21 protein-coding genes are annotated in these 18,396 nt (G+C 66.2%); 13 read left to right on the top strand and 8 right to left on the bottom strand.

What is annotated here, in order from left to right; genetic code table 11:
• The first annotated feature begins 1 nt into the window (after position 1).
• The 5 genes from coxB (at position 2) to AC1DR7_RS15465 (ending at position 4,244) form a co-directional block, all read left to right on the top strand.
• Positions 2-940 (top strand): cytochrome c oxidase subunit II, encoded by a 939-nt coding sequence (gene coxB, locus AC1DR7_RS15485; RefSeq protein ID WP_256775035.1) that lies wholly within the window; start codon positions 2-4, stop codon positions 938-940.
• A 64-nt stretch (positions 941-1,004) separates the two neighbouring features.
• On the top strand, positions 1,005-2,615 hold the full coding sequence (gene ctaD, locus AC1DR7_RS15480; RefSeq protein ID WP_256775036.1) for a cytochrome c oxidase subunit I: 1,611 nt from the start codon (positions 1,005-1,007) through the stop codon (positions 2,613-2,615).
• Positions 2,616-2,622: 7 nt separating this feature from the next.
• A complete protein-coding gene (locus tag AC1DR7_RS15475; protein ID WP_256775037.1) occupies positions 2,623-2,757 on the top strand; it encodes a hypothetical protein in 135 nt (44 codons plus the stop codon).
• Complete coding sequence (locus tag AC1DR7_RS15470; RefSeq protein WP_478051359.1) at positions 2,754-3,347, top strand: cytochrome c oxidase assembly protein; 594 nt, start codon at positions 2,754-2,756, stop codon at positions 3,345-3,347. Before AC1DR7_RS15475 ends, AC1DR7_RS15470 begins: the two co-directional genes overlap by 4 nt.
• 21 nt (positions 3,348-3,368) lie before the next feature.
• Positions 3,369-4,244, top strand: coding sequence for a cytochrome c oxidase subunit 3 (locus tag AC1DR7_RS15465; RefSeq protein WP_478051358.1), 876 nt, complete (start codon positions 3,369-3,371; stop codon positions 4,242-4,244).
• 40 nt (positions 4,245-4,284) lie between these two features.
• Here the strand turns inward: AC1DR7_RS15465 and AC1DR7_RS15460 are convergent, their stop codons facing one another.
• The gene (locus tag AC1DR7_RS15460) at positions 4,285-4,503 is read right to left on the bottom strand and encodes a twin transmembrane helix small protein (RefSeq protein ID WP_070208839.1); all 219 of its coding nucleotides are present in this window, start codon (positions 4,501-4,503) and stop codon (positions 4,285-4,287) included.
• A 57-nt stretch (positions 4,504-4,560) separates the two neighbouring features.
• Here AC1DR7_RS15460 and AC1DR7_RS15455 point away from each other — a divergent pair, with 57 nt between their 5' ends.
• From AC1DR7_RS15455 to AC1DR7_RS15435, 5 genes are all read left to right on the top strand, one after another.
• Positions 4,561-5,295, top strand: a complete 735-nt coding sequence (locus AC1DR7_RS15455) for an SURF1 family protein (RefSeq protein ID WP_478051357.1) — start codon at positions 4,561-4,563, stop codon at positions 5,293-5,295.
• 18 nt (positions 5,296-5,313) lie between these two features.
• Positions 5,314-5,898, top strand: a complete 585-nt coding sequence (locus AC1DR7_RS15450) for a hypothetical protein (protein WP_457318040.1) — start codon at positions 5,314-5,316, stop codon at positions 5,896-5,898.
• A gap of 11 nt (positions 5,899-5,909) precedes the next feature.
• The gene (locus tag AC1DR7_RS15445; protein WP_478051356.1) at positions 5,910-7,118 is read left to right on the top strand and encodes a COX15/CtaA family protein; all 1,209 of its coding nucleotides are present in this window, start codon (positions 5,910-5,912) and stop codon (positions 7,116-7,118) included.
• Positions 7,119-7,122: 4 nt separating this feature from the next.
• A complete protein-coding gene (gene cyoE / locus AC1DR7_RS15440) occupies positions 7,123-8,013 on the top strand; it encodes a heme o synthase (protein ID WP_256775043.1) in 891 nt (296 codons plus the stop codon).
• A gap of 198 nt (positions 8,014-8,211) precedes the next feature.
• Positions 8,212-9,015 (top strand): calcium-binding protein, encoded by an 804-nt coding sequence (locus AC1DR7_RS15435; RefSeq protein WP_478052776.1) that lies wholly within the window; start codon positions 8,212-8,214, stop codon positions 9,013-9,015.
• A gap of 88 nt (positions 9,016-9,103) precedes the next feature.
• Here the strand turns inward: AC1DR7_RS15435 and AC1DR7_RS15430 are convergent, their stop codons facing one another.
• The 6 genes from AC1DR7_RS15430 to rpsU form a co-directional block, all read right to left on the bottom strand.
• The gene (locus AC1DR7_RS15430; RefSeq protein WP_256775045.1) at positions 9,104-10,102 is read right to left on the bottom strand and encodes a bile acid:sodium symporter family protein; all 999 of its coding nucleotides are present in this window, start codon (positions 10,100-10,102) and stop codon (positions 9,104-9,106) included.
• A gap of 52 nt (positions 10,103-10,154) precedes the next feature.
• Positions 10,155-10,649 carry a protein tyrosine phosphatase family protein gene (locus tag AC1DR7_RS15425; protein WP_457318054.1) on the bottom strand — a complete coding sequence of 165 codons (495 nt, stop codon included), beginning with the start codon at positions 10,647-10,649 and terminating at the stop codon, positions 10,155-10,157.
• Positions 10,650-10,699: 50 nt separating this feature from the next.
• Positions 10,700-12,430 carry a DNA primase gene (dnaG, locus tag AC1DR7_RS15420; protein ID WP_478076547.1) on the bottom strand — a complete coding sequence of 577 codons (1,731 nt, stop codon included), beginning with the start codon at positions 12,428-12,430 and terminating at the stop codon, positions 10,700-10,702.
• A 63-nt stretch (positions 12,431-12,493) separates the two neighbouring features.
• Entirely contained in the window at positions 12,494-13,339 is an 846-nt protein-coding gene (locus AC1DR7_RS15415) for a YihY/virulence factor BrkB family protein (RefSeq protein WP_457318044.1), read from the bottom strand.
• Positions 13,340-13,565: 226 nt separating this feature from the next.
• Complete coding sequence (locus tag AC1DR7_RS15410; protein ID WP_256775047.1) at positions 13,566-14,012, bottom strand: GatB/YqeY domain-containing protein; 447 nt, start codon at positions 14,010-14,012, stop codon at positions 13,566-13,568.
• Between the two features lie 136 nt (positions 14,013-14,148).
• Positions 14,149-14,364 (bottom strand): 30S ribosomal protein S21, encoded by a 216-nt coding sequence (gene rpsU, locus AC1DR7_RS15405; protein ID WP_002808376.1) that lies wholly within the window; start codon positions 14,362-14,364, stop codon positions 14,149-14,151.
• Between the two features lie 167 nt (positions 14,365-14,531).
• Here rpsU and tsaD point away from each other — a divergent pair, with 167 nt between their 5' ends.
• Positions 14,532-15,557: a tRNA (adenosine(37)-N6)-threonylcarbamoyltransferase complex transferase subunit TsaD gene (tsaD, locus tag AC1DR7_RS15400; RefSeq protein WP_256775048.1), complete on the top strand. Its 1,026-nt coding sequence runs from the start codon at positions 14,532-14,534 to the stop codon at positions 15,555-15,557.
• Positions 15,558-15,569: 12 nt separating this feature from the next.
• On the opposite strand, the gene AC1DR7_RS15395 is transcribed toward tsaD, so the two are convergent.
• Positions 15,570-16,226 carry a hypothetical protein gene (locus AC1DR7_RS15395; RefSeq protein ID WP_457318045.1) on the bottom strand — a complete coding sequence of 219 codons (657 nt, stop codon included), beginning with the start codon at positions 16,224-16,226 and terminating at the stop codon, positions 15,570-15,572.
• A 399-nt stretch (positions 16,227-16,625) separates the two neighbouring features.
• Between AC1DR7_RS15395 and folB the strand changes: the two genes are divergently transcribed.
• Positions 16,626-16,994, top strand: a complete 369-nt coding sequence (gene folB / locus AC1DR7_RS15390) for a dihydroneopterin aldolase (RefSeq protein WP_457318046.1) — start codon at positions 16,626-16,628, stop codon at positions 16,992-16,994.
• Between the two features lie 26 nt (positions 16,995-17,020).
• The gene (locus AC1DR7_RS15385; protein ID WP_457318047.1) at positions 17,021-18,295 is read left to right on the top strand and encodes a mechanosensitive ion channel family protein; all 1,275 of its coding nucleotides are present in this window, start codon (positions 17,021-17,023) and stop codon (positions 18,293-18,295) included.
• Positions 18,296-18,396 lie beyond the last annotated feature (101 nt).

Genomic DNA, 18,396 nt, shown 5'->3' with positions numbered 1-18,396 from the left:
AATGAAGCAACGCATCAAGTGGGGCAGTACGTTCGGGAAGACAGCAACAAGCGGGGCCGCGCTGCTGGCGCCCGCATTGGCGTGGGCCCAGGCGGCCGACCCCAAACCGTGGCAGTTGAACATGGGCAAGGGGGTGACCCAGAGCTCGCGGTTGGCCTGGGAATCCAACCTGTTCTCGCTGTGGGTGTGCACGATCATCGGCATCCTCGTGTTCGGCGCGATGTTCTATGCCATCTTCAAGTTCCGCAAATCCAAGGGCGCCGTCGCGGCCACCTTCAGCCACAACACCAAGGCGGAAATCGTCTGGACGGTGATCCCGGTGATCATCCTGGTGGTGATGGCGTGGCCGGCCACGGCCAATCTGATCAAGTTCTACGACACCCGCGATTCGGAAATGACCGTCAAGGTCACCGGCTACCAGTGGATGTGGAAGTACGAGTACCTGGGCGAGGACGTGACCTTCACCAGTCGCCTGGACCGCGAGTCCGACCGGGTCCGGCAGAGCGGCAAGGTGCCCACGCTGGCATCGCATCCGCACTACCTGCTGGAGGTGGACAACCGCCTGGTGCTGCCGGTGGATACCAAGGTGCGCTTCGTGATCACCTCCGACGACGTCATCCACGCCTGGTGGGTGCCGGCGCTGGGCTGGAAGCAGGACGCCATTCCCGGCTTCATCAACGAAGCCTGGACCAACATCGAAAAACCCGGCGTCTACCGTGGGCAGTGTGCCGAGCTGTGCGGCAAGGACCATGGCTTCATGCCGATCGTGGTCGAGGCGGTGTCCAAGGAAGACTTCAAGAAGTGGCTGGCCTCGCGCAAGCCTGCACCGGCCCCGGCGCCGGAAGCTGCTCCGGCCGCACCGGCACCGGCCCCGGTCGAGGCGGCTCCGGCGGCTGCGCCGGAACCTGCCGCTGCAGCCCCGGCAGACAGCAACGCCTGAAATCGAGCCGCGCCTGCCAACCGGCAGGCGCGGGTACCACCGGATCCAGTGAGGTGTAGTTGCGATGGCGCATTCCGCAGTTGACCACGACGGGCACCACGGGCATCAGCAGAGCTTTGTGGAGCGTTGGTTGTTCTCGACCAACCACAAGGACATCGGCACGCTCTACCTGCTTTTCAGCTTCATCATGTTCATCATCGGCGCGGCCATGAGCGTGGTGATCCGCGCCGAGCTGATGCAACCGGGCCTGCAGTTCGTCAAGCCCGAGTTCTTCAACCAGATGACCACCGTGCATGCACTGGTGATGATCTTCGGCGGGGTGATGCCGGCCTTCGTCGGCCTGGCCAACTGGATGATCCCGCTGCAGATCGGCGCGCCGGACATGGCCCTGCCGCGCATGAACAACTGGTCGTTCTGGCTGCTGCCGGTGGCCTTCAGCCTGCTGCTGGTCACCTTGTTCCTGCCCGGTGGCGCGCCTGCCGGTGGCTGGACCCTGTACCCGCCGCTGTCGCTGCAGGGCGGCTACAACGTGGCCTTCAGCGTGTTCGCCATCCATGTGGCCGGCATCAGTTCGATCATGGGCGCGATCAACATCATCGCCACCGTGCTCAACATGCGCGCGCCCGGCATCGACCTGTTGAAGATGCCGATCTTCTGCTGGGCCTGGCTGATCACCGCGTTCCTGCTGATCGCGGTGATGCCGGTGCTGGCCGGTGCGGTCACCATGCTGCTCACCGACAAGTTCTTCGGCACCAGCTTCTTCAACGCGGCCGGCGGGGGCGACCCGGTGATGTTCCAGCACATCTTCTGGTTCTTCGGCCACCCGGAGGTGTACATCATGATCCTGCCGGCGTTCGGCGTGGTCAGCGAGATCATCCCCACCTTCAGCCGCAAGCCGCTGTTCGGCTATCAGGCGATGGTCTATGCAGTGGCGGCGATCGCGTTCCTGTCGTTCATCGTCTGGGCCCACCACATGTTCACCGTGGGCATGCCACTGGGCGGTGAGATCTACTTCATGTTCGCCACGATGCTCATCTCCATCCCCACCGGCGTGAAGGTGTTCAACTGGGTCAGCACGATGTGGCGCGGCTCGCTCACCTTCGAAGCGCCGATGCTGTGGGCGGTGGCCTTCGTCATCCTGTTCACCATCGGCGGGTTCTCCGGGCTGATGCTGGCCATCGTGGTGGCCGACTTCCAGTACCACGACACCTATTTCGTGGTGGCGCACTTCCACTACGTGCTGGTGACCGGCGCGGTGTTCGCGCTGATCGCGGCGGTGTACTACTGGTGGCCCAAGTGGACCGGACGCATGTACAGCGAGAAGTGGGCCAAGTTCCATTTCTGGTGGTCGATCGTGTTCGTCAACCTGCTGTTCTTCCCGCAGCACTTCCTCGGCCTGGCCGGCATGCCGCGGCGCATCCCCGATTACAGCGTGGCGTTTGCCGACTGGAACATGATCAGCTCGATCGGTGCGTTCGGCATGTTCGCCACGCCCTTCATGATGGCCGCGATCCTGCTGGCCTCGCTGCGCAACGGCGAGAAGGCCGCCGCCCGCGCCTGGGAAGGCGCACGTGGACTGGAATGGACGATTCCCTCGCCCGCGCCGGCACATACCTTCACCACGCCGCCGACCATCCGCCCGGGTGATCTGGCCCACGACGACGTGACCCACTGAGGCCCACATGGACTCCCCTTCGAACTCCCTGGATGCACAGGCCCTGCAACGTCGCCGCGCGCAGCGCACCGCCTGGAAGGTCGGGCTGGTGGCGGTGGCGGTGTATGTCGGTTTCATCCTCAGCGGGGTGATCGGGCGATGAGCGAGGTCCGCCCGGCCACTCCCTCGCGCACGGCGGGGCTGCCCCGCCTGATCGGGGTGGCGTTGGCGGTGTTCGTGCTGACCTTCTCGCTGGTGCCGCTGTACCGGATCGCCTGCGAGAAGGTGTTCGGCGTGCGGTTGGAGCGTGGTCCGGGTGCGGCTGCCGGCGGCGCGGTCACCACCGGCAAGCGCACCGTGCGGGTGGAATTCGATGGCGGGGTCAACTCCAAGCTGCCCTGGGCGTTCCATCCCGAGCAACTGACCATGGACGTGGTGCCCGGCGAGCTCAACGAAGCGCTGTACTTCGCGCGCAACGACAGCGACCGCGCGCTGGTCGGCAGCGCGGTACCGTCGGTGGCACCGGCCAAGGCGTCGGGCTACTTCAGCAAGACCGAGTGCTTCTGCTTCACCGCGCAGACCCTGCAGGCCGGCGAGAAGCGCGACATGCCGGTGCGCTTCATCGTCGACCCGGACCTGCCGGCCAACATCAAGACCATCACCCTGTCCTATACCTTCTACAAGAACGACGCGCTGTCCGCGCAGCTGCCCGCCGCCGCTGCGGTGCCGGTTGGCGCGCACGCCGCTCCCTGATACGCACCGGATCCTGAGACCATGGCCCAGCAAAGTCCCGATGCCACCGTGTATTTCGTGCCCACGCACAGCAAATGGCCGTTCATCGGTTCCATTGCGATGATGGTGACCATGGTTGGCGTGGCCAGTTGGCTCAACGATTCCAGTTGGGGCAAGTGGACCTTCTACACCGGCATCGCGATGCTGGTGCTGACCCTGTTCTGGTGGTTCAGCGATGTGGTGCGCGAATCCCAGGCCGGCAGCTACAACCGCCAGGTCGACGGCTCGTTCCGCATGGGCATGGTCTGGTTCATTTTTTCCGAAGTGATGTTCTTCGGTGCGTTCTTCGGCGCGTTGTTCTACACCCGCAACCTGGGCCTGCCGTGGCTGGGCGGTGAGGGCGACCGGGTGATGACCAACGAGCTGTTGTGGACCGGCTATTCGGCGGCGTGGCCGACCAATGGCCCGGGCGCGATCGGTGGCTACTTCCAGACCATTCCGGCCTGGGGCCTGCCGCTGATCAACACGCTGATCCTGCTCACCTCCGGCGTCACCCTGACCATCGCCCACCACGCGCTCAAGGCTGGCCATCGCCGCCAGCTGCTGATCTGGCTGGGGCTGACCGTCGTACTGGGCGTGTTCTTCCTTACCCTGCAGGCCGAGGAATACATTCACGCCTACAAGGAACTCAACCTCACGTTGGGCTCGGGCATCTACGGTTCGACGTTCTTCATGCTCACCGGCTTCCACGGCGCGCACGTGCTGCTCGGCACGATCATGCTCGGCGTGATGTGGCTGCGTTCGGCCAAGGGGCACTTCACCCGCGACAACCATTTCGGTTTCGAGGCGGCTGCTTGGTACTGGCACTTCGTGGACGTGGTGTGGCTGATGCTGTTCCTGTTCGTCTACGTGCTGTAGCGTCGGGGCGACACCGTGCCGCACCGACGCGGGTGCGGTTTCAGCCGCCGATGCCGTGGGGTTTGATCCAGCCGGTGTAGATGCCGATGGCCACCAGCGCGATCAGCGCCACCGACACCGCGATGCGGCGGGTGAGCGCATTGACGGTGCGCTTGGTCTGGCCGCGATCGACCAGCAGGTAATACAGCCCGGCGCCCAGATTCCAGACGATGACGATCAGAAACGCGATTACCAGCAGGGTCTTCAACGAATCATTCATGCGCGGCTCGATGGCAGGGCGGGTACGCCTATATCACCGCGTTTGGTCGCCGTTGTCATGATGCGCAAGCACACACGCCTGATTGGCTGGGTGGCGGCGGTCGTGGTGATCGTGTGCTTCTGCCAGCTCGGCCGCTGGCAACTGCAGCGCATGCACCAGAAAGAGGCGCTGCTGGCCCAGCAGGTGCCGGCACGCGCGCAGAGCATGCAACTGGGCCAGGCACTGGCCGCCCCGCCGGTATTGCGCTGGATCGAGGACCAGGGAACGTTCCTGCCCGGCCTGATCCTGCTCGACAACCAGACCCGGCAAGGCCGCGCCGGGATCAAGGTCTACCAGCCGTTCCGCAGCGACGACGGTGCGCGCGTGCTGGTCGATCGGGGCTGGGTGCCGATGCCGCCGGACCGGCTTCTGCCGCATCTGCCAGCGCTGGCCGGGCCAGCGCACGTGGCCGGCCTGCTGGCGCCGGCCCCGGCCACCGGGCTGGCATTGGGGCCGGTGCTGTCGGCCACCGACCAGCCTGGCGTATGGCTGGCCAATCGCATGCCGGCCGACCCCCTCGCCACCGCGCTCACGCTGCCGGCGCACAGCCTGCCGCAGCGTGTGCTGCGACTGGATCCGGCCCTGCCCGGTGGCTATGCGCGTGATCTGGAGCTGCTGCCCAACACGCTGCCGCCCAGCCGCCATCTCGGCTATGCGGTGCAATGGTTCGGGTTGGCGTTGACCGTGCTGGTGGTCGCGCTGGTCCTGGAATTCCGCCAACGTCGCCGCCCCGCCGCCGGTTCCCGGCGCTGAGCGTCCCAACATGAGAAAATGCCGCCTATGAATGCCACTTCCCAGGATCGGCTGCCCTCGCGCTCACGCGGCCGCTGGACGTTGATCGCCTTGTTCGCGCTGTTCTTCGGCGCGATGGCCCTGGCCGGCGTGCTGCGCTTTTCCGGCTGGCAGCCCACCGCGCACCGCAACAGCGGCCAGCTGCTGCAGCCGCCCGTGGACCTTCGCCAGCATCCGCCACTACTGGCCGATGGCACGGTGTATGCATGGAATCCCGATGCACGCACCTGGCGCATCCTGGTGGTCCCGTCTGCAGGCTGTACGAGCGAGTGCGTCACTTTGTCGCAGGGATTGGGCAAGGTGTGGCAGCTGTTCGGGCATAACGCCGATAATGTCGAGATCCTGTGGCTGGGCACGCCGCCGGCCGAGGTCCAGGGCTTGCCCGCATTGCGCGCGCTGCGCGACCAGTCGGCCCTGCGTTCTGCCCTTCCCGCCGTGGATGACGCCGCCGGCACGCCGGTGTATGTGATCGACCCCAACGGTTTCGTGATCATGCGCTACGCACCGGGATTCGATATGGCTGGTCTGCGCAAAGACCTGGCCACGCTGCTGAAACTGAAGTGAGTTCCGTTTAGATGAGCCTTCCCGCACGCCCGGTGCTGCACCGCAATTTCCACCGTCTGGCGTGGTTTGCGCTGATCATGACCGCCAGCACGATCATGTTCGGTTCGTTCGTGCGCCTGTCCGATGCGGGCCTGAGCTGCCCGGACTGGCCGACCTGCTATGGCCGGGTCACCTGGCCGCAGCATGCCGCCGACGTGGTGGGCCATGAAGCGGCCAAGATCCGTCCGCTGGAAACCCACAAGGCGTGGCGCGAGCAGGTCCACCGCTTCCTGGCCGGCGCGCTCGGCATCGAGATCCTCACCCTGGCGCTGTTGGCCACGCGTCGTCGTCGCTGGGGCAGCACCGCGGTGGTGACCGCGTGCGTGCTGGTGGCTACCGGCATACCGCTCTACATGATGGGCATGCACGTGCCGGCCAGCATCCTGGCGATCCTTGGCGAGGCCATCCTGCTGATCGCCGCGCTGCGCTGGAACAACATCGACCTGGCCCGTGCCGCCTTGCTGACCTTGGCGGTGGTGATCTTCCAGGCGTTGCTGGGCATGTGGACGGTGACCTGGCTGCTCAAGCCGATTGTGGTGATGGGCCATCTGCTCGGCGGCATGTTGATGTTCAGTCTGCTGGTGTGGATGGCCTGGCGCGCGACGCACATGCCGATCACGCTGGTGGAAGCACCAAAACTGACGTCGCTGCTCCGCCTCGGCGTGGCCGTGCTGGTGCTGCAGATTGCCTTGGGCGGTTGGGTCAGTGCCAACTACGCCGCGCTGGCGTGCGGCGGTGGCAGCGCTTCGCTGGACAACTTCCCGCGCTGCGTCAGCCAGTGGTGGCCGCAGCATGATTTCAAGGAAGGCTTCACGCTGTGGCGTGGCATCGGCGTGGACTACGAAGGGGGCGTGCTTGATGGCGCCTCGCGGATCGCGATCCAGCTGGCGCACCGGATGATGGCGATCGTGGTGGCGGTGTATCTGCTGTGGCTGTCGGTGCGCCTGTTCAAGCTGCCCAGCATGCGCGGCTGGGCCAGCGCGCTGGGGTTGCTGGTTGTGCTGCAGATCACCCTGGGCATCCTCAACGTCAAGCTGGCGGTGCCGCTGGAAGTAGCGGTCGCGCACAGCGGTGGCGCCGTGGCACTGCTGTTCGTGCTGGTGACGTTGCTGGCGCGCCTGCGCGCGCCGGATGCGGACGGCAAGACCGGCGCCGCGGCGTCTGCCGTGCAGGCAGGCTGACGGCATGGCCAGTTACCGTCAGTACTGGGACCTGACCAAGCCCAAGGTCGTCGCCCTGATCGTGTTCACCGCGCTGGTGGGCATGTTCCTGGCCATCCCCGGGTTGCCGACCGCGCAGCAGGCGCTGGACGGCGCGCTGGGCTTCCTCGGCATCTGGCTGGCCGCCTCGGCCGCGGCGGCGATCAATCAGCTGCTGGATGCGCGCATCGATGCGCAGATGGCGCGCACCTCGTGGCGCCCGCTGGTGGTGGGCAAGGTCAAGCCGTGGCAGGTGCTGGTGTTCGCCGGCCTGCTGATCGCGCTGTCGATGACGATCCTGGTGGTCTGGGTCAACGTCATCACTGCGGTGCTCACCTTCGCCTCGCTGATCGGCTACGCGGTGATCTACACCGTGTACCTCAAGCGCGCGACCTCGCAGAACATCGTCATCGGTGGCCTCGCCGGCGCCACGCCGCCGATGCTCGGCTGGGCGGCGATCACCGGCATGCAGGGCCCGTGGGACTGGGCGTATGCGTCGCTGCTGGTATTGATCATCTTCATCTGGACCCCGCCGCATTTCTGGGCGCTGGCGATATTCCGTCGCGAGGACTACGCCAAGGCGGAGATCCCGATGCTGCCGGTGACCCATGGCGTGGTCTACACGCGCAAGTCGATCATGGTGTATTCGATCGCGCTGGCCGTCGTCAGCATCCTTCCGGTCGTGGTGGGGATGAGCGGCATGTTCTACCTGGGCGGTGCGATCGTGCTCAACGCGGTCTTCCTCTGGTACGCCTGGCGCATGCTCAACCCGCCGGACGAGCTGTTCTCGATGAAGATGTTCGGCTACTCCATCGTCTACCTGATGGCGCTGTTCGCGTTCCTGATGGTGGACCACTGGATGCTGCCCTGGTTGTAAGGGAGCAGATAGCGCGGGCGCCGTACCGACCAACGGTCGGTACCTGCCGGGGCGGTGATGGCTGCCACGCCTTCACCCGCCGTAGGTCACGACCATTGGCCGTGACACCTCAATCCGTGCGCCGCGACACATTGAATTTCCCGCGAACGTCGCCATTGCTGTCATGACCGAACAGGACGTGACGGCATGAAACGATGGATGCGAAGCGCAGTACTGGCCCTGACACTGCTGTGCAGCGCGGCGATTGCCGCGCCTGCACCCGATGAGACAGTCACGCAGATCATGCGGCACGCCGGCGACCACCGCCTGGTCGTGCTCGGCGAATACCATGGCACCGCCGAAACGCCGCTGCTGGTGGCCGACCTGATGGAGCGCTACAGCCGCAACACATCGGCCGTGCGGCTGGCGCTGGAACTGCCGATGAGCGAGAACGTCGCACTGGCCCGCTACCTGCGCTCGGACGGCGATGAAGACGCGCGCGCGACGCTGCGCACATCGCCGTTCTGGGTGGTGAAGGACGATCAGCATGACGGCCGGCGCAGCCGCGACATGCTCGCGCTGATCGAGGCGGTCCGTGTGTTGCGGGCCCAGGGCCGCGATGTGGGCGTGGCCGGCTATGACAACGAAACCGGCACCTCCACCAGCAGTGACCAGCGCGATGCGGCCATGGCCACGCACCTGCGCCAGCAGTTCAGTGCGCTGCCTGCCGATGCACGGATGCTGGTGCTGACGGGCAACGTGCATGCCATGCGCACCCGGTCGGTCGATGCGGCCCCAGACATGCAGAAGACGATGGCCGCGTACCTGCTGGACCTGCCGCTGTACAGCGTGCGTCTGGAAGCGCTGCGCGGCCATTTCTGGGCGTGTTTTCGGCCGTGCCGCGCAGTGCCGCTGATCGAGCGTCCGCCGCGCGCGGCGACAGAATATACAGAAGCGGATCGCCAGTACGACCTGTGGATATGGATGCCCGCCTTGAGCGTTGCCACCCTGGCCGACCGCTGAGATCACGCTGACATCGCGCCGAGCTACGGTATCGGCAGTCGTTTGGAAAACGACCCTGACGAAGGCATGTCCGCGAACGTGGCGCGATTCACTCCGGGCGGACGGTTGGCGCCGGCTCAATGGGATCGCGCGCATAGCGCTGGGCGATCATCGCGCAGACGATCAGCTGGATCTGGTGGTAGATCATGATCGGCAACACGATCGCGCCCAGGCTGCCGCCGGCGAACAACACCTTGGCGATGGGCACACCGGTGGCCAGACTCTTCTTGGACCCGCAGAACAGGATGGTGATCTCGTCTTCGCGGTTGAAGCCCAACCGGCGGGCGATGAAGCGGATCAGCGGCATCGCGATGCCGAGCAGCGCGGCGGCCACGACCGCCACGGTCAGCAGCGACAGCAGCGGCGTCTTGCTCCACAGGCCTTCGCTGACGGCTTCACCGAAGGCGGAATAGACCACCAGCAGGATCGTGCCCTGGTCGGTGTAACGCAGCAGCGCGCGCTGCTTCTCCACCCAGCCGGCGATCCACGGGCGCAGCAGATGGCCGGCCACGAACGGCACCAACAGCTGCAGCATGATGCTGGCGATGGCCTGCACCGGGTTGTGCATGCCGCCTTCGGTGCCGGCCAGCAGCGCCAGCAGCAAGGGGGTGAGGAACACGCCGAGGATGCTCGACAGCGAGGCGCTGCACACCGCGGCGGGCACGTTGCCGCGCGCTATCGAGGTGAAGGCGATCGAGGACTGCACGGTGGACGGCAACGCACACAGGAACAGCACGCCGATGTACAGCTCCGGGGTAAGCAGCCAGCCGTCCAGCGGCTTGAACAGCAGCCCCAGCAGCGGGAACAGCACGAAGGTGCACGCCAGGATGGTCAGGTGCAGGCGCCAGTGCAGCACACCGGCCATGATCGATTCGCGTGGCAGGCGCGCGCCGTGCAGGAAGAACAGCAGGGCGATGGCAACGTCGGTGACATCGTCGAGCACCATGGCCGCCGCGCCGTGCATCGGCAGGAAGGAGGCCAGCAGCACGGTGCCGAGCAGGGCGAGGGTGAAGGTGTCCGGTCGCAGGCGCGACCACCAGCGGGTCATGGTGGGCAGGCTCCTGTAGAGCAGGGAAGAAGGTGGGACAGGACACGTGGGTTCATCGCGCCGCGTCCTTTTCCAGCAGTACGCGGGTGGGTGCTTCCAGCGAGGTCATGCCGGCGCGGCGGCCCAGTTCCAGCGCCTGCTCGACGGTTGCCCCGTCCTGCGCCTGCAGCAGCGCCAGCAGCGCGCCGGCACGGTTGCCGGAGGCGCAGTGCAGCAGCACCGGGCCGGTGCTCTGGGCGAGCGTGGTGCGCAGCGCGCGGGCGTTCGCCTGGGTCAGGCCGGCAGCACCGGCCACCGGGATGCGCACATAGCGCAGGCCGAGGCGTTCGGCGGCCGCGGTTTCATCGAAGCCGCGATCTTCATCGGGCTGGCGCAGGTCGATCACGGTGGTGACCCCGGCCTTGGCTGCCTGCTGCAACTGGACGGCGCTGGGCTGGCCGGCGGTGTACAGCTGCGGCTGTGGCTGCGCGAAGGGCAGCTCCCCGGCCCAGGCGGGTAGGGCCAGCGCCAGCAGGCAGGCGACAACGCAAGGGCGGCAGTAACGCAACAACGATGCAGCGGGATTCACGGTGGGGGACGCCACGGCTGCTCCGTCGTCTAGAAGCGGATGGTACTGCGCGCCTTGAGCAGTTCGCGCAGCTCGTACTTGTCAGTATCGTCCAGGCCCTGCTGGCTCTGCTTTGCCTGAAGCTCATCCATGCGTTGCCGCATCAGCTGTTTTTCCAGCTGGGCCACCGCATCGTGCAGTTCCTCGGTCCACATCGCCTMATCGCCCGGCTGGGTATGGGCGGCCAGTTTCTGCAGGGACGCCTGTTCTTCGCGGCCCTCGAAATGCTCCAGCAGCGCGCCGGTGGTGATGTCCGGGCGCTGTTCGACCAGGGTCAACAGTTCGGTCAGCAGCTCGATGCCAGGCAGGCGCAGGCCGTCGAAGTGGTGGCCTTCCAGGGTCATCGCCAGCGATGGCTGCTGCAGCAGGATCGCGATGGCGGCCCGGACCAGGCTGCGCCGCTGCGTCGGGGCAATCGGGCGCGAGGGCGGACGCCCGGACGGCGTGGCCGCGCCCGGCCGGGCACCCAGTCCGGTCAACGTGGCCAACTGCTGCTTCATCAGGTCGCCAAAGGCACCGTCGGGAATCTGCGCCAGCATCGGCTTGGCCCGTTCGGCCAGCCGTGCCTTGCCATCCAGCGTGGCCATGTTGACCTCGCGGGTGAGCTCGTCGAAGAAGAACTGCGACAGCGGCGTGGCCTGCTTCAGGCGCACGTCGAAGGCCTCGCTGCCTTCCTTGCGCACGATCGTGTCCGGGTCTTCGCCATCGGGCAGGAACAGGAAGAAGGCCTGGCGACCATCCTTCATGCGCGGCAGCACCGACTCCAGTGCGCGCCAGCCGGCGCGGCGGCCGGCGGCGTCGCCGTCGAAGCAGAAGAACACGTCCGGCGCGTTGCGGAACAGCAGTTCGGCATGCTCCGGGGTGGTCGCCGTGCCCAGCGTGGCCACCGCCTGGGTCACCCCGTACTGGAACAGCGAGACCACGTCCATGTAGCCCTCGACCACGATCAACCGCTCGATCTTCTGGTTGGCCTGGCGCACCTGCCACAGGCCGTACAGCTCGCGGCCCTTGTGGAACAGTGCGGTCTCTGGCGAGTTGAGGTATTTGGGGCCGTCGTCCTTCTCCATCACCCGGCCGCCATAGGCGATCACCCGGCCACGGCGGTCGAAGATCGGGAACATCACCCGGTCGCGGAACTTGTCGTAGACATGCCCGCGGTCGTTCTTGGAGAACAACCCGGCACGGTCGAGCAGCTTCATGCGCCGCTCGTCCTTGCCCAGCGCGTCCTTCAACGCGCTGTAGCCATCGGGCGCGTAGCCGATCGCAAACCGCGCGCGGTTCTCCTCGTCCACGCCGCGCTGGTCCAGGTAGGCGCGCGCCTTGTCGCTTTCCTCCAGCGACTTCTGGAAGAAGCGCGTGGCCGCATCCAGCGCCGAATACAGCTCGCGGCTGTCGTCCTGCTGCTGGGCGGTACGCGGCTGCGTATCGCGCGGCACGTCCATGCCCACGCGCTTGGCCAGCTCGTCGACCGCATCGAGGAATTCGAGGCGGTCGTAATTCATCAGGAAACTGATCGCCGTACCGTGCGCGCCGCAGCCGAAGCAGTGATAGAACTGCTTGGTCGGGGAGACCGTGAACGATGCCGAGCGCTCGTCATGGAACGGACAACGTGCTGCATATTCCTTGCCCTGGCGTTTCAGCGGAACGCGGCTGCCCACCACCTCGACAATGTCGGAGCGGGCCAGCAGGTCGTCGATGAATGCGTCGGGGATACGGGCCATGGGCAGCAGGCAAGAGCAGGGCCGATGGCGGCCATGCACGGAAGCGGGGGTCGGACTAGTCTACTAGCTGCCGGTCGCTGCGCCCGGGTCCGGTGCGGCGATACCGGCCTGGGCGAGGTGAAAACGGGCGCGTAGGCGCTCGTCGATCACCGCGGTCATCAGCGCGCCGACAAAGAACACCACGGTGGCGTAATAGATCCACACCAGCGAGATCACCAGCGCACCCATCGAACCGTACGCACTGCCCGGGGCGACGGTGGCGATGTACAGGCCGATCGCATACCGGCCCAACGCGAACAGCCCGGAGGTGATCGCCCCGCCGATGAAGGCCTGGCGCCAGGCCACGCGGCGGTCGGGCAGGTAGTGGTAGAGGAAGGCGAAGCCCACCGTGTACAGCGCCAGGCTGGTCAGGTAACCGATCGCCGGCAGCACCGAGGGCAGCTGCGCGAAGGCCACCTGCAGCATGGTGGTGGCGGTCATCGACAGGATCAGCAGGAAGCCCAGCGCCAGCACCACGCCGAAGGAGAACACCCGCTTGCGCAGCCACGCCACGATGCCCTCCAGACGCTCGCCGCTGGTGTTGAAGATCAGGTTCAGCGCGTTCTGCAGCTGCGCGAACACCGCCGTGGCACCGATGAACAGCAGCAGCGTGCTCCACACCCCGGCCAGCGAGCCCACGTCGGGCTGATTGTCGGCGTTCTTGAGTACGGTATCGGCCACGGTGGCCGCGCTGCTGCCGGCCACATCGTTGATCTGCGCAATCAGCGCCTGCTGTGCCGGCGGGTACAACGAGGCGGTGAGCCACAGCAGCAGGACCAGCAGCGGGGCCATCGAGAGCAGGGCATAGAACGAGACCGAGGCGGCCTGGGTCAGCACGTCGATATCGACGAAACGTTTGCCCACAGCCATCGGAAAGCTGCGCTGCAGCCGGTCGACGTACTTGTGCAGGCGCGGCGGCACACCATGGTGGTGGGGCGCGGGCTCGGATGCAGGGGGAGGCGGCAGCGAAGACATGCCTTTTTTTAGCAGGGCAGGGTCGAAGGCGGGGTGAAACGTGCGGTCGGTGGGCGCGGTTGTGCGCGCACCGACCGGGGCGTTGCGGGAGGCAGCGACCGTGGGTCGCCACCTCGGCCAATCAACCCGCGAGCTGCTGCTTGACCAGCTTGGACACCAGACCCATGTCGGCCTGGCCGGCGAGCTTGGGCTTCAGCGCGCCCATCAGCTTGCCGATGTCGGCCGGGCTGGCGGCACCGGTTTCGGCGATGGCGGCCTGGATGGCGGCCACGATCTCCGCTTCGCCCAGCTTGGCCGGCAGGTACTGGTCGATCACCAGGATTTCCTCGCGCTCGATCACGGCGAGGTCTTCGCGGTTGGCCGCTTCGAACTGGCTGACCGAGTCCTTGCGCTGCTTGACCATCTTTTCCAGCACGGCCAGCACGGCGGCGTCGTCCAGCTCGATGCGCTCGTCCACTTCACGCTGCTTGATGGCGGCGTTGATCAGGCGGATGACGCCAAGACGGTGCTTCTCGCCGGCCTTCATGGCGGCCTTCATGTCGTTGGTGAGCTGCAGTTTCAGGCTCATGGAACACCTCGTATCGGTCAAAAGAGCGGGGAGGGACCCCGACAGGCTGGAACGCAAAAAGCCGGTAACGCTCGCGCGTTCCGGCTTCGGCTCCGCCGCGACAGACACAGGGCCTGCCGCATCGAAGTTGCGTAGATCAGTACAGGCGCTGACGCTTGGTGACGTCGCGCGAGGAGCGACGCAGCTGACGCTTCACAGCAGCAGCAGCTTTACGCTTGCGCTCCTGGGTCGGCTTTTCGTAGAACTCGCGCTTGCGGGTTTCGGCCAGCACGCCGGCCTTTTCGCAGGTGCGCTTGAAGCGACGGAGCGCAAACTCGAAGGGCTCGTTCTCGCGGACTTTAACGCTGGGCATGGAATCTCCGGGACACAGTAGAACCGGGTCACACCCGGTGAGAGCCGCACATTATAGCGGCGGCAAAAGAAGTTGCAACCCACCCCGGCGAACTTCTTGGCCACAGGTGGTGTCGGGTGGGCTGGCGGTAACGCTGCCGGGGCCTCAAGCGGTCCATAATACGCGTTATGCGAGTCCTTGGTATCGAATCTTCCTGTGATGAGACCGGCGTGGCGGTGTATGACACCGACCTGGCCGGCCCGGACGCACTGCGCGCCCATGCGGTCTATAGCCAGATCGCCCTGCATGCCGAGTACGGCGGGGTGGTGCCTGAATTGGCCAGCCGCGACCACGTGCGCAAGCTGCTGCCGCTGATCCGCCAGACCCTGGCCGACGCCGGGATGGGCGTGTCCGATATCGACGGGGTGGCCTATACGGCCGGCCCCGGGCTGGTCGGGGCGCTGCTGGTCGGGGCGGGCGTGGCCCGGTCGCTGGCCTGGGCGCTGGAGGTGCCGGCGGTCGGCGTACACCATATGGAAGGGCATCTGCTGGCCCCGCTGATGGAAGACGACCCGCCGCAGGCGCCGTTCGTGGCCCTGCTGGTGTCCGGTGGGCATACCCAGCTGGTCGCCGTGGACCGGATCGGCCAGTACCGCCTGCTTGGCGAGACCCTGGACGACGCCGCCGGCGAGGCCTTCGACAAGACCGCCAAGCTGATGGGTCTGCCGTACCCGGGCGGACCGCAGCTGGCCGCGCTGGCCGAGCGCGGCACCCCGGGCCGGTTCAAGTTCACCCGCCCGATGATCGATCGCCCTGGGCTGGATTTCAGCTTCTCCGGCCTGAAGACCCAGGTGCTGCTGGCCTGGCGTGACAGCGACCAGAGCGAACAGACCCGCGCCGACATCGCCCGTGGCTTTGAAGACGCGGTGGTCGACACGCTGGCCATCAAGTGTGAGCGCGCGCTGGATGCGGCCGGCACCGATGTGATCGTGGTGGCCGGCGGCGTGGGCGCCAACAAGCGCCTGCGCGCCAAGCTGCAGCAGATGGCCGCCCGCCGTGGCGGCCGCGCCTGCTTCCCGCGCCCGTCGCTGTGCACCGATAACGGCGCCATGATCGCCTTCGCCGGCGCCCTGCGCCTGCAGGCCGGCCAGCACAACCCGCCGCAGGTACAGGTCACCCCGCGCTGGGACATGGCGACGCTGCCGGCGGTGTAACTACGCCGCCGGTCAGGGCGGGCGATTGCGCAGCAGCGGGGTCACGGCCTCATGCCCGGCCATCCAATCGGCGGTGCGTGTGCAGCGCAGTGCCACTAGCCGCTGGATGGCGGCGAAATCTTCGCCCAGGGCGCGCGCGAAGATGGGTTCATGATGGGTGATGCGGTTGCGCAGCCGCCGGATCTGCTCCAGATCGTTGTGTATGCGTGCGCGGGTGACATGCCGGGGCGCAGCGGTGTTGGCGCCGGGAAGTACGGTCCCCATGCAACGCGACCACACCCGTACGTCGAACCGCTGCGTGAACATCTTCTGCCAGAACACGAAGCTCAGCGTGGGAATGAGCTGCGGGGTGCCGTGACTGCAGCGTGCGACCGCGCGCTGCAGCTCGCGGCGTGGGTTGTAGCCGCTGGTTGGACTGGGCAGGCTGTCGGCGAAGCCCTGCACCCACGGCCAGCGTGGTCCATGAATCCGGGTCAGTGCATCCGAAACCGCGTTGCGGATGACCACTTCACCGATGTGCAGCGGAATCAGGAAAGCGGCGGAGATGTGGGCATTCCACACGTACAGTTCAAGCGGGGTACTGCGGACATCGAGGCTGGCTACGGCGTTCTCGTACGTCCCCATCCGGTCGGCTGACAGCGCCCGCTTCACGGCATCCTCGATCTGCATGGTCACGGCATCCCTGGTCCCTGCTGACGATCGAGGCTACGAGTGTGGCCAGATGCCGGGCATCGGGAATCCGGCCGTCGTGTGGTTGTTCTGACTACCGTTTTTCATCATTCGATTGCCGCGTTCAATTGACGCATCGCAAACAACGCGCCCCGTCCCGTTTTGCGTCAACAAAGGTTGACGTGGTCGTGCCGGCCCCGTAATTTTCTGCCTACGCGCCACCGGGACTCGCGGATGGGAATCCCATCTCCCCCCGGGGACAAGAGGTAAGCAAAGGGTCCCGAAAGGGGCCCTTTGTCTTTTCCACCTCGGGCGCTGCACCACGGCGCCTGCCCCCGGTTCCCGGCACGTTCCGGGCCGGCCCGTTACCATGTCCGACATCTTCCACGTGGCATGGCTATGGACAAGGTATTCATCGAAGGGCTCGAGATCGATGCCCTGATCGGCATCTACGACTGGGAACGGCGGATCCGCCAGACCCTGCGTTTCGACCTGGAAATGGGCTTCGACAACCGCCGCCCGGCTGCCAGCGACGACATCGCCGATACGCTCAACTACAAGGCGGTGAGCAAGCGGATCGACCAGTTCGTGCGCGAGTCCGACTTCGGCCTGGTCGAAACACTGGCCGAGCGCATCGCCGAGATCGTGCTGCGTGAATTCAATGTGCAATGGCTGCGCCTGAAACTGAGCAAGCCCGGTGCGGTGCGCGGCGCGCGCGCGGTCGGGGTGATCATCGAGCGCAGCGCGCAGGATCTGGCAACCCCCTGATAACCCGGAACGGAGATCGATACACGATGTTGGATGCGGTAGTGGCAACCCGGTGGCTGGACAGTGTGCAGCAGACCCTGGAACCCTGGCCTTGGGCCTACACCCTGCTGGTGCTGGCCGTGTTGGCGCTGGCGGCCTGGCTGGCCAACTTCGTCACCAAGAAGGTGCTGTTGCGCGGCCTGCGCAAGCTGGTGAACCGTTTGCCCGGGCACAACCCCGGCAACGAAGGGGGCAACAACCTGCGGGTGATCTCGCGGTTGTCCAACGTGGTGCCGAGCATGGTGATCGCCGCCGGCATCCGCATCGTGCCGGACCTGCCGGTGGAGCTGGTCGACTTCGTCATCGGCGCCTGCCGGGCGTGGGCGGTGCTGACGGTGGCGCTGGCGGTGTCGCATGCGCTGGATGCGGCCAATGACCTGTACGAGCGCCGCCCGGACGCGCGCAACAAGCCGATCAAGGGATACCTGCAGGTCGTAAAGATCGTGGTGTTCGTGATTGCCGGCCTGTCGATCGTGGCCACCCTGCTGGGGGTCAAGCTTGGTCCGCTGGTCACCGGCCTCGGCGCGGCCACCGCGGTCCTGATGCTGATCTTCCAGGACACCATCCTGTCGCTGGTGGCCAGCGTGCAGATCAGTGGCGATGGCCGGGTGCGGCTGGGCGACTGGATCGAGATGCCCAGCCAGAACGCCGATGGCGATGTCATCGATATCGCCCTGCACACCATCACGGTGCAGAACTTCGACAAGACCATCACCACCATCCCGACCAAGAAGCTGGTGACCGAGTCGTTCAAGAACTGGCGCGGCATGCAGGAAGCGGGCGGGCGCCGGATCAAGCGCGCGCTGTACCTGGACCAGCACAGCGTCGGCTTCGTCGATGCGCCGATGCTGGTGCAGCTGGAGCAGTTCGCGGTGCTGGGCGATTACCTGCGCGACAAACAGGCCGAGCTGCAGCAGTGGAACGCCGGGCTGCAGGCCAAGGGCGTGGCGGCGGTGAACGCGCGCCGGGTCACCAACCTGGGCACGTTCCGCGCGTATGTGGAGCGCTACCTGCAGCAGCATCCGGGCATCCATACGGACATGACGCTGTTGGTACGGCAGTTGCAGCCCACGACCCAGGGCCTGCCGCTGGAGATCTACTGCTTCACCCGCACCACCGCCTGGGGCGAGTACGAGGGCATCCAGTCCGATGTGTTCGACCACCTGCTGGCGACCTTGCCGGCCTTTGGCCTGCGGGTGTTCCAGGAATCCAGCGATGCGATGTTAATGGCCGGGCAGCAGCGTCTGGCCTCGCCGGAGTAAGCTCCTGAGCCCCCGTTGCCGTGCTCGCGGCAACGGGGTTCTTCCCAGGGGGAAGAAAAATGAACGCCAAAATCATTCACAACGGGTCCGGGAACGCTAGA

Source organism: Stenotrophomonas sp. P5_A9 (assembly GCF_056400525.1).
The sequence above is the reverse complement of the archived record's forward strand: the minus strand, read 5'-3'. Positions and strand labels throughout refer to the sequence as shown.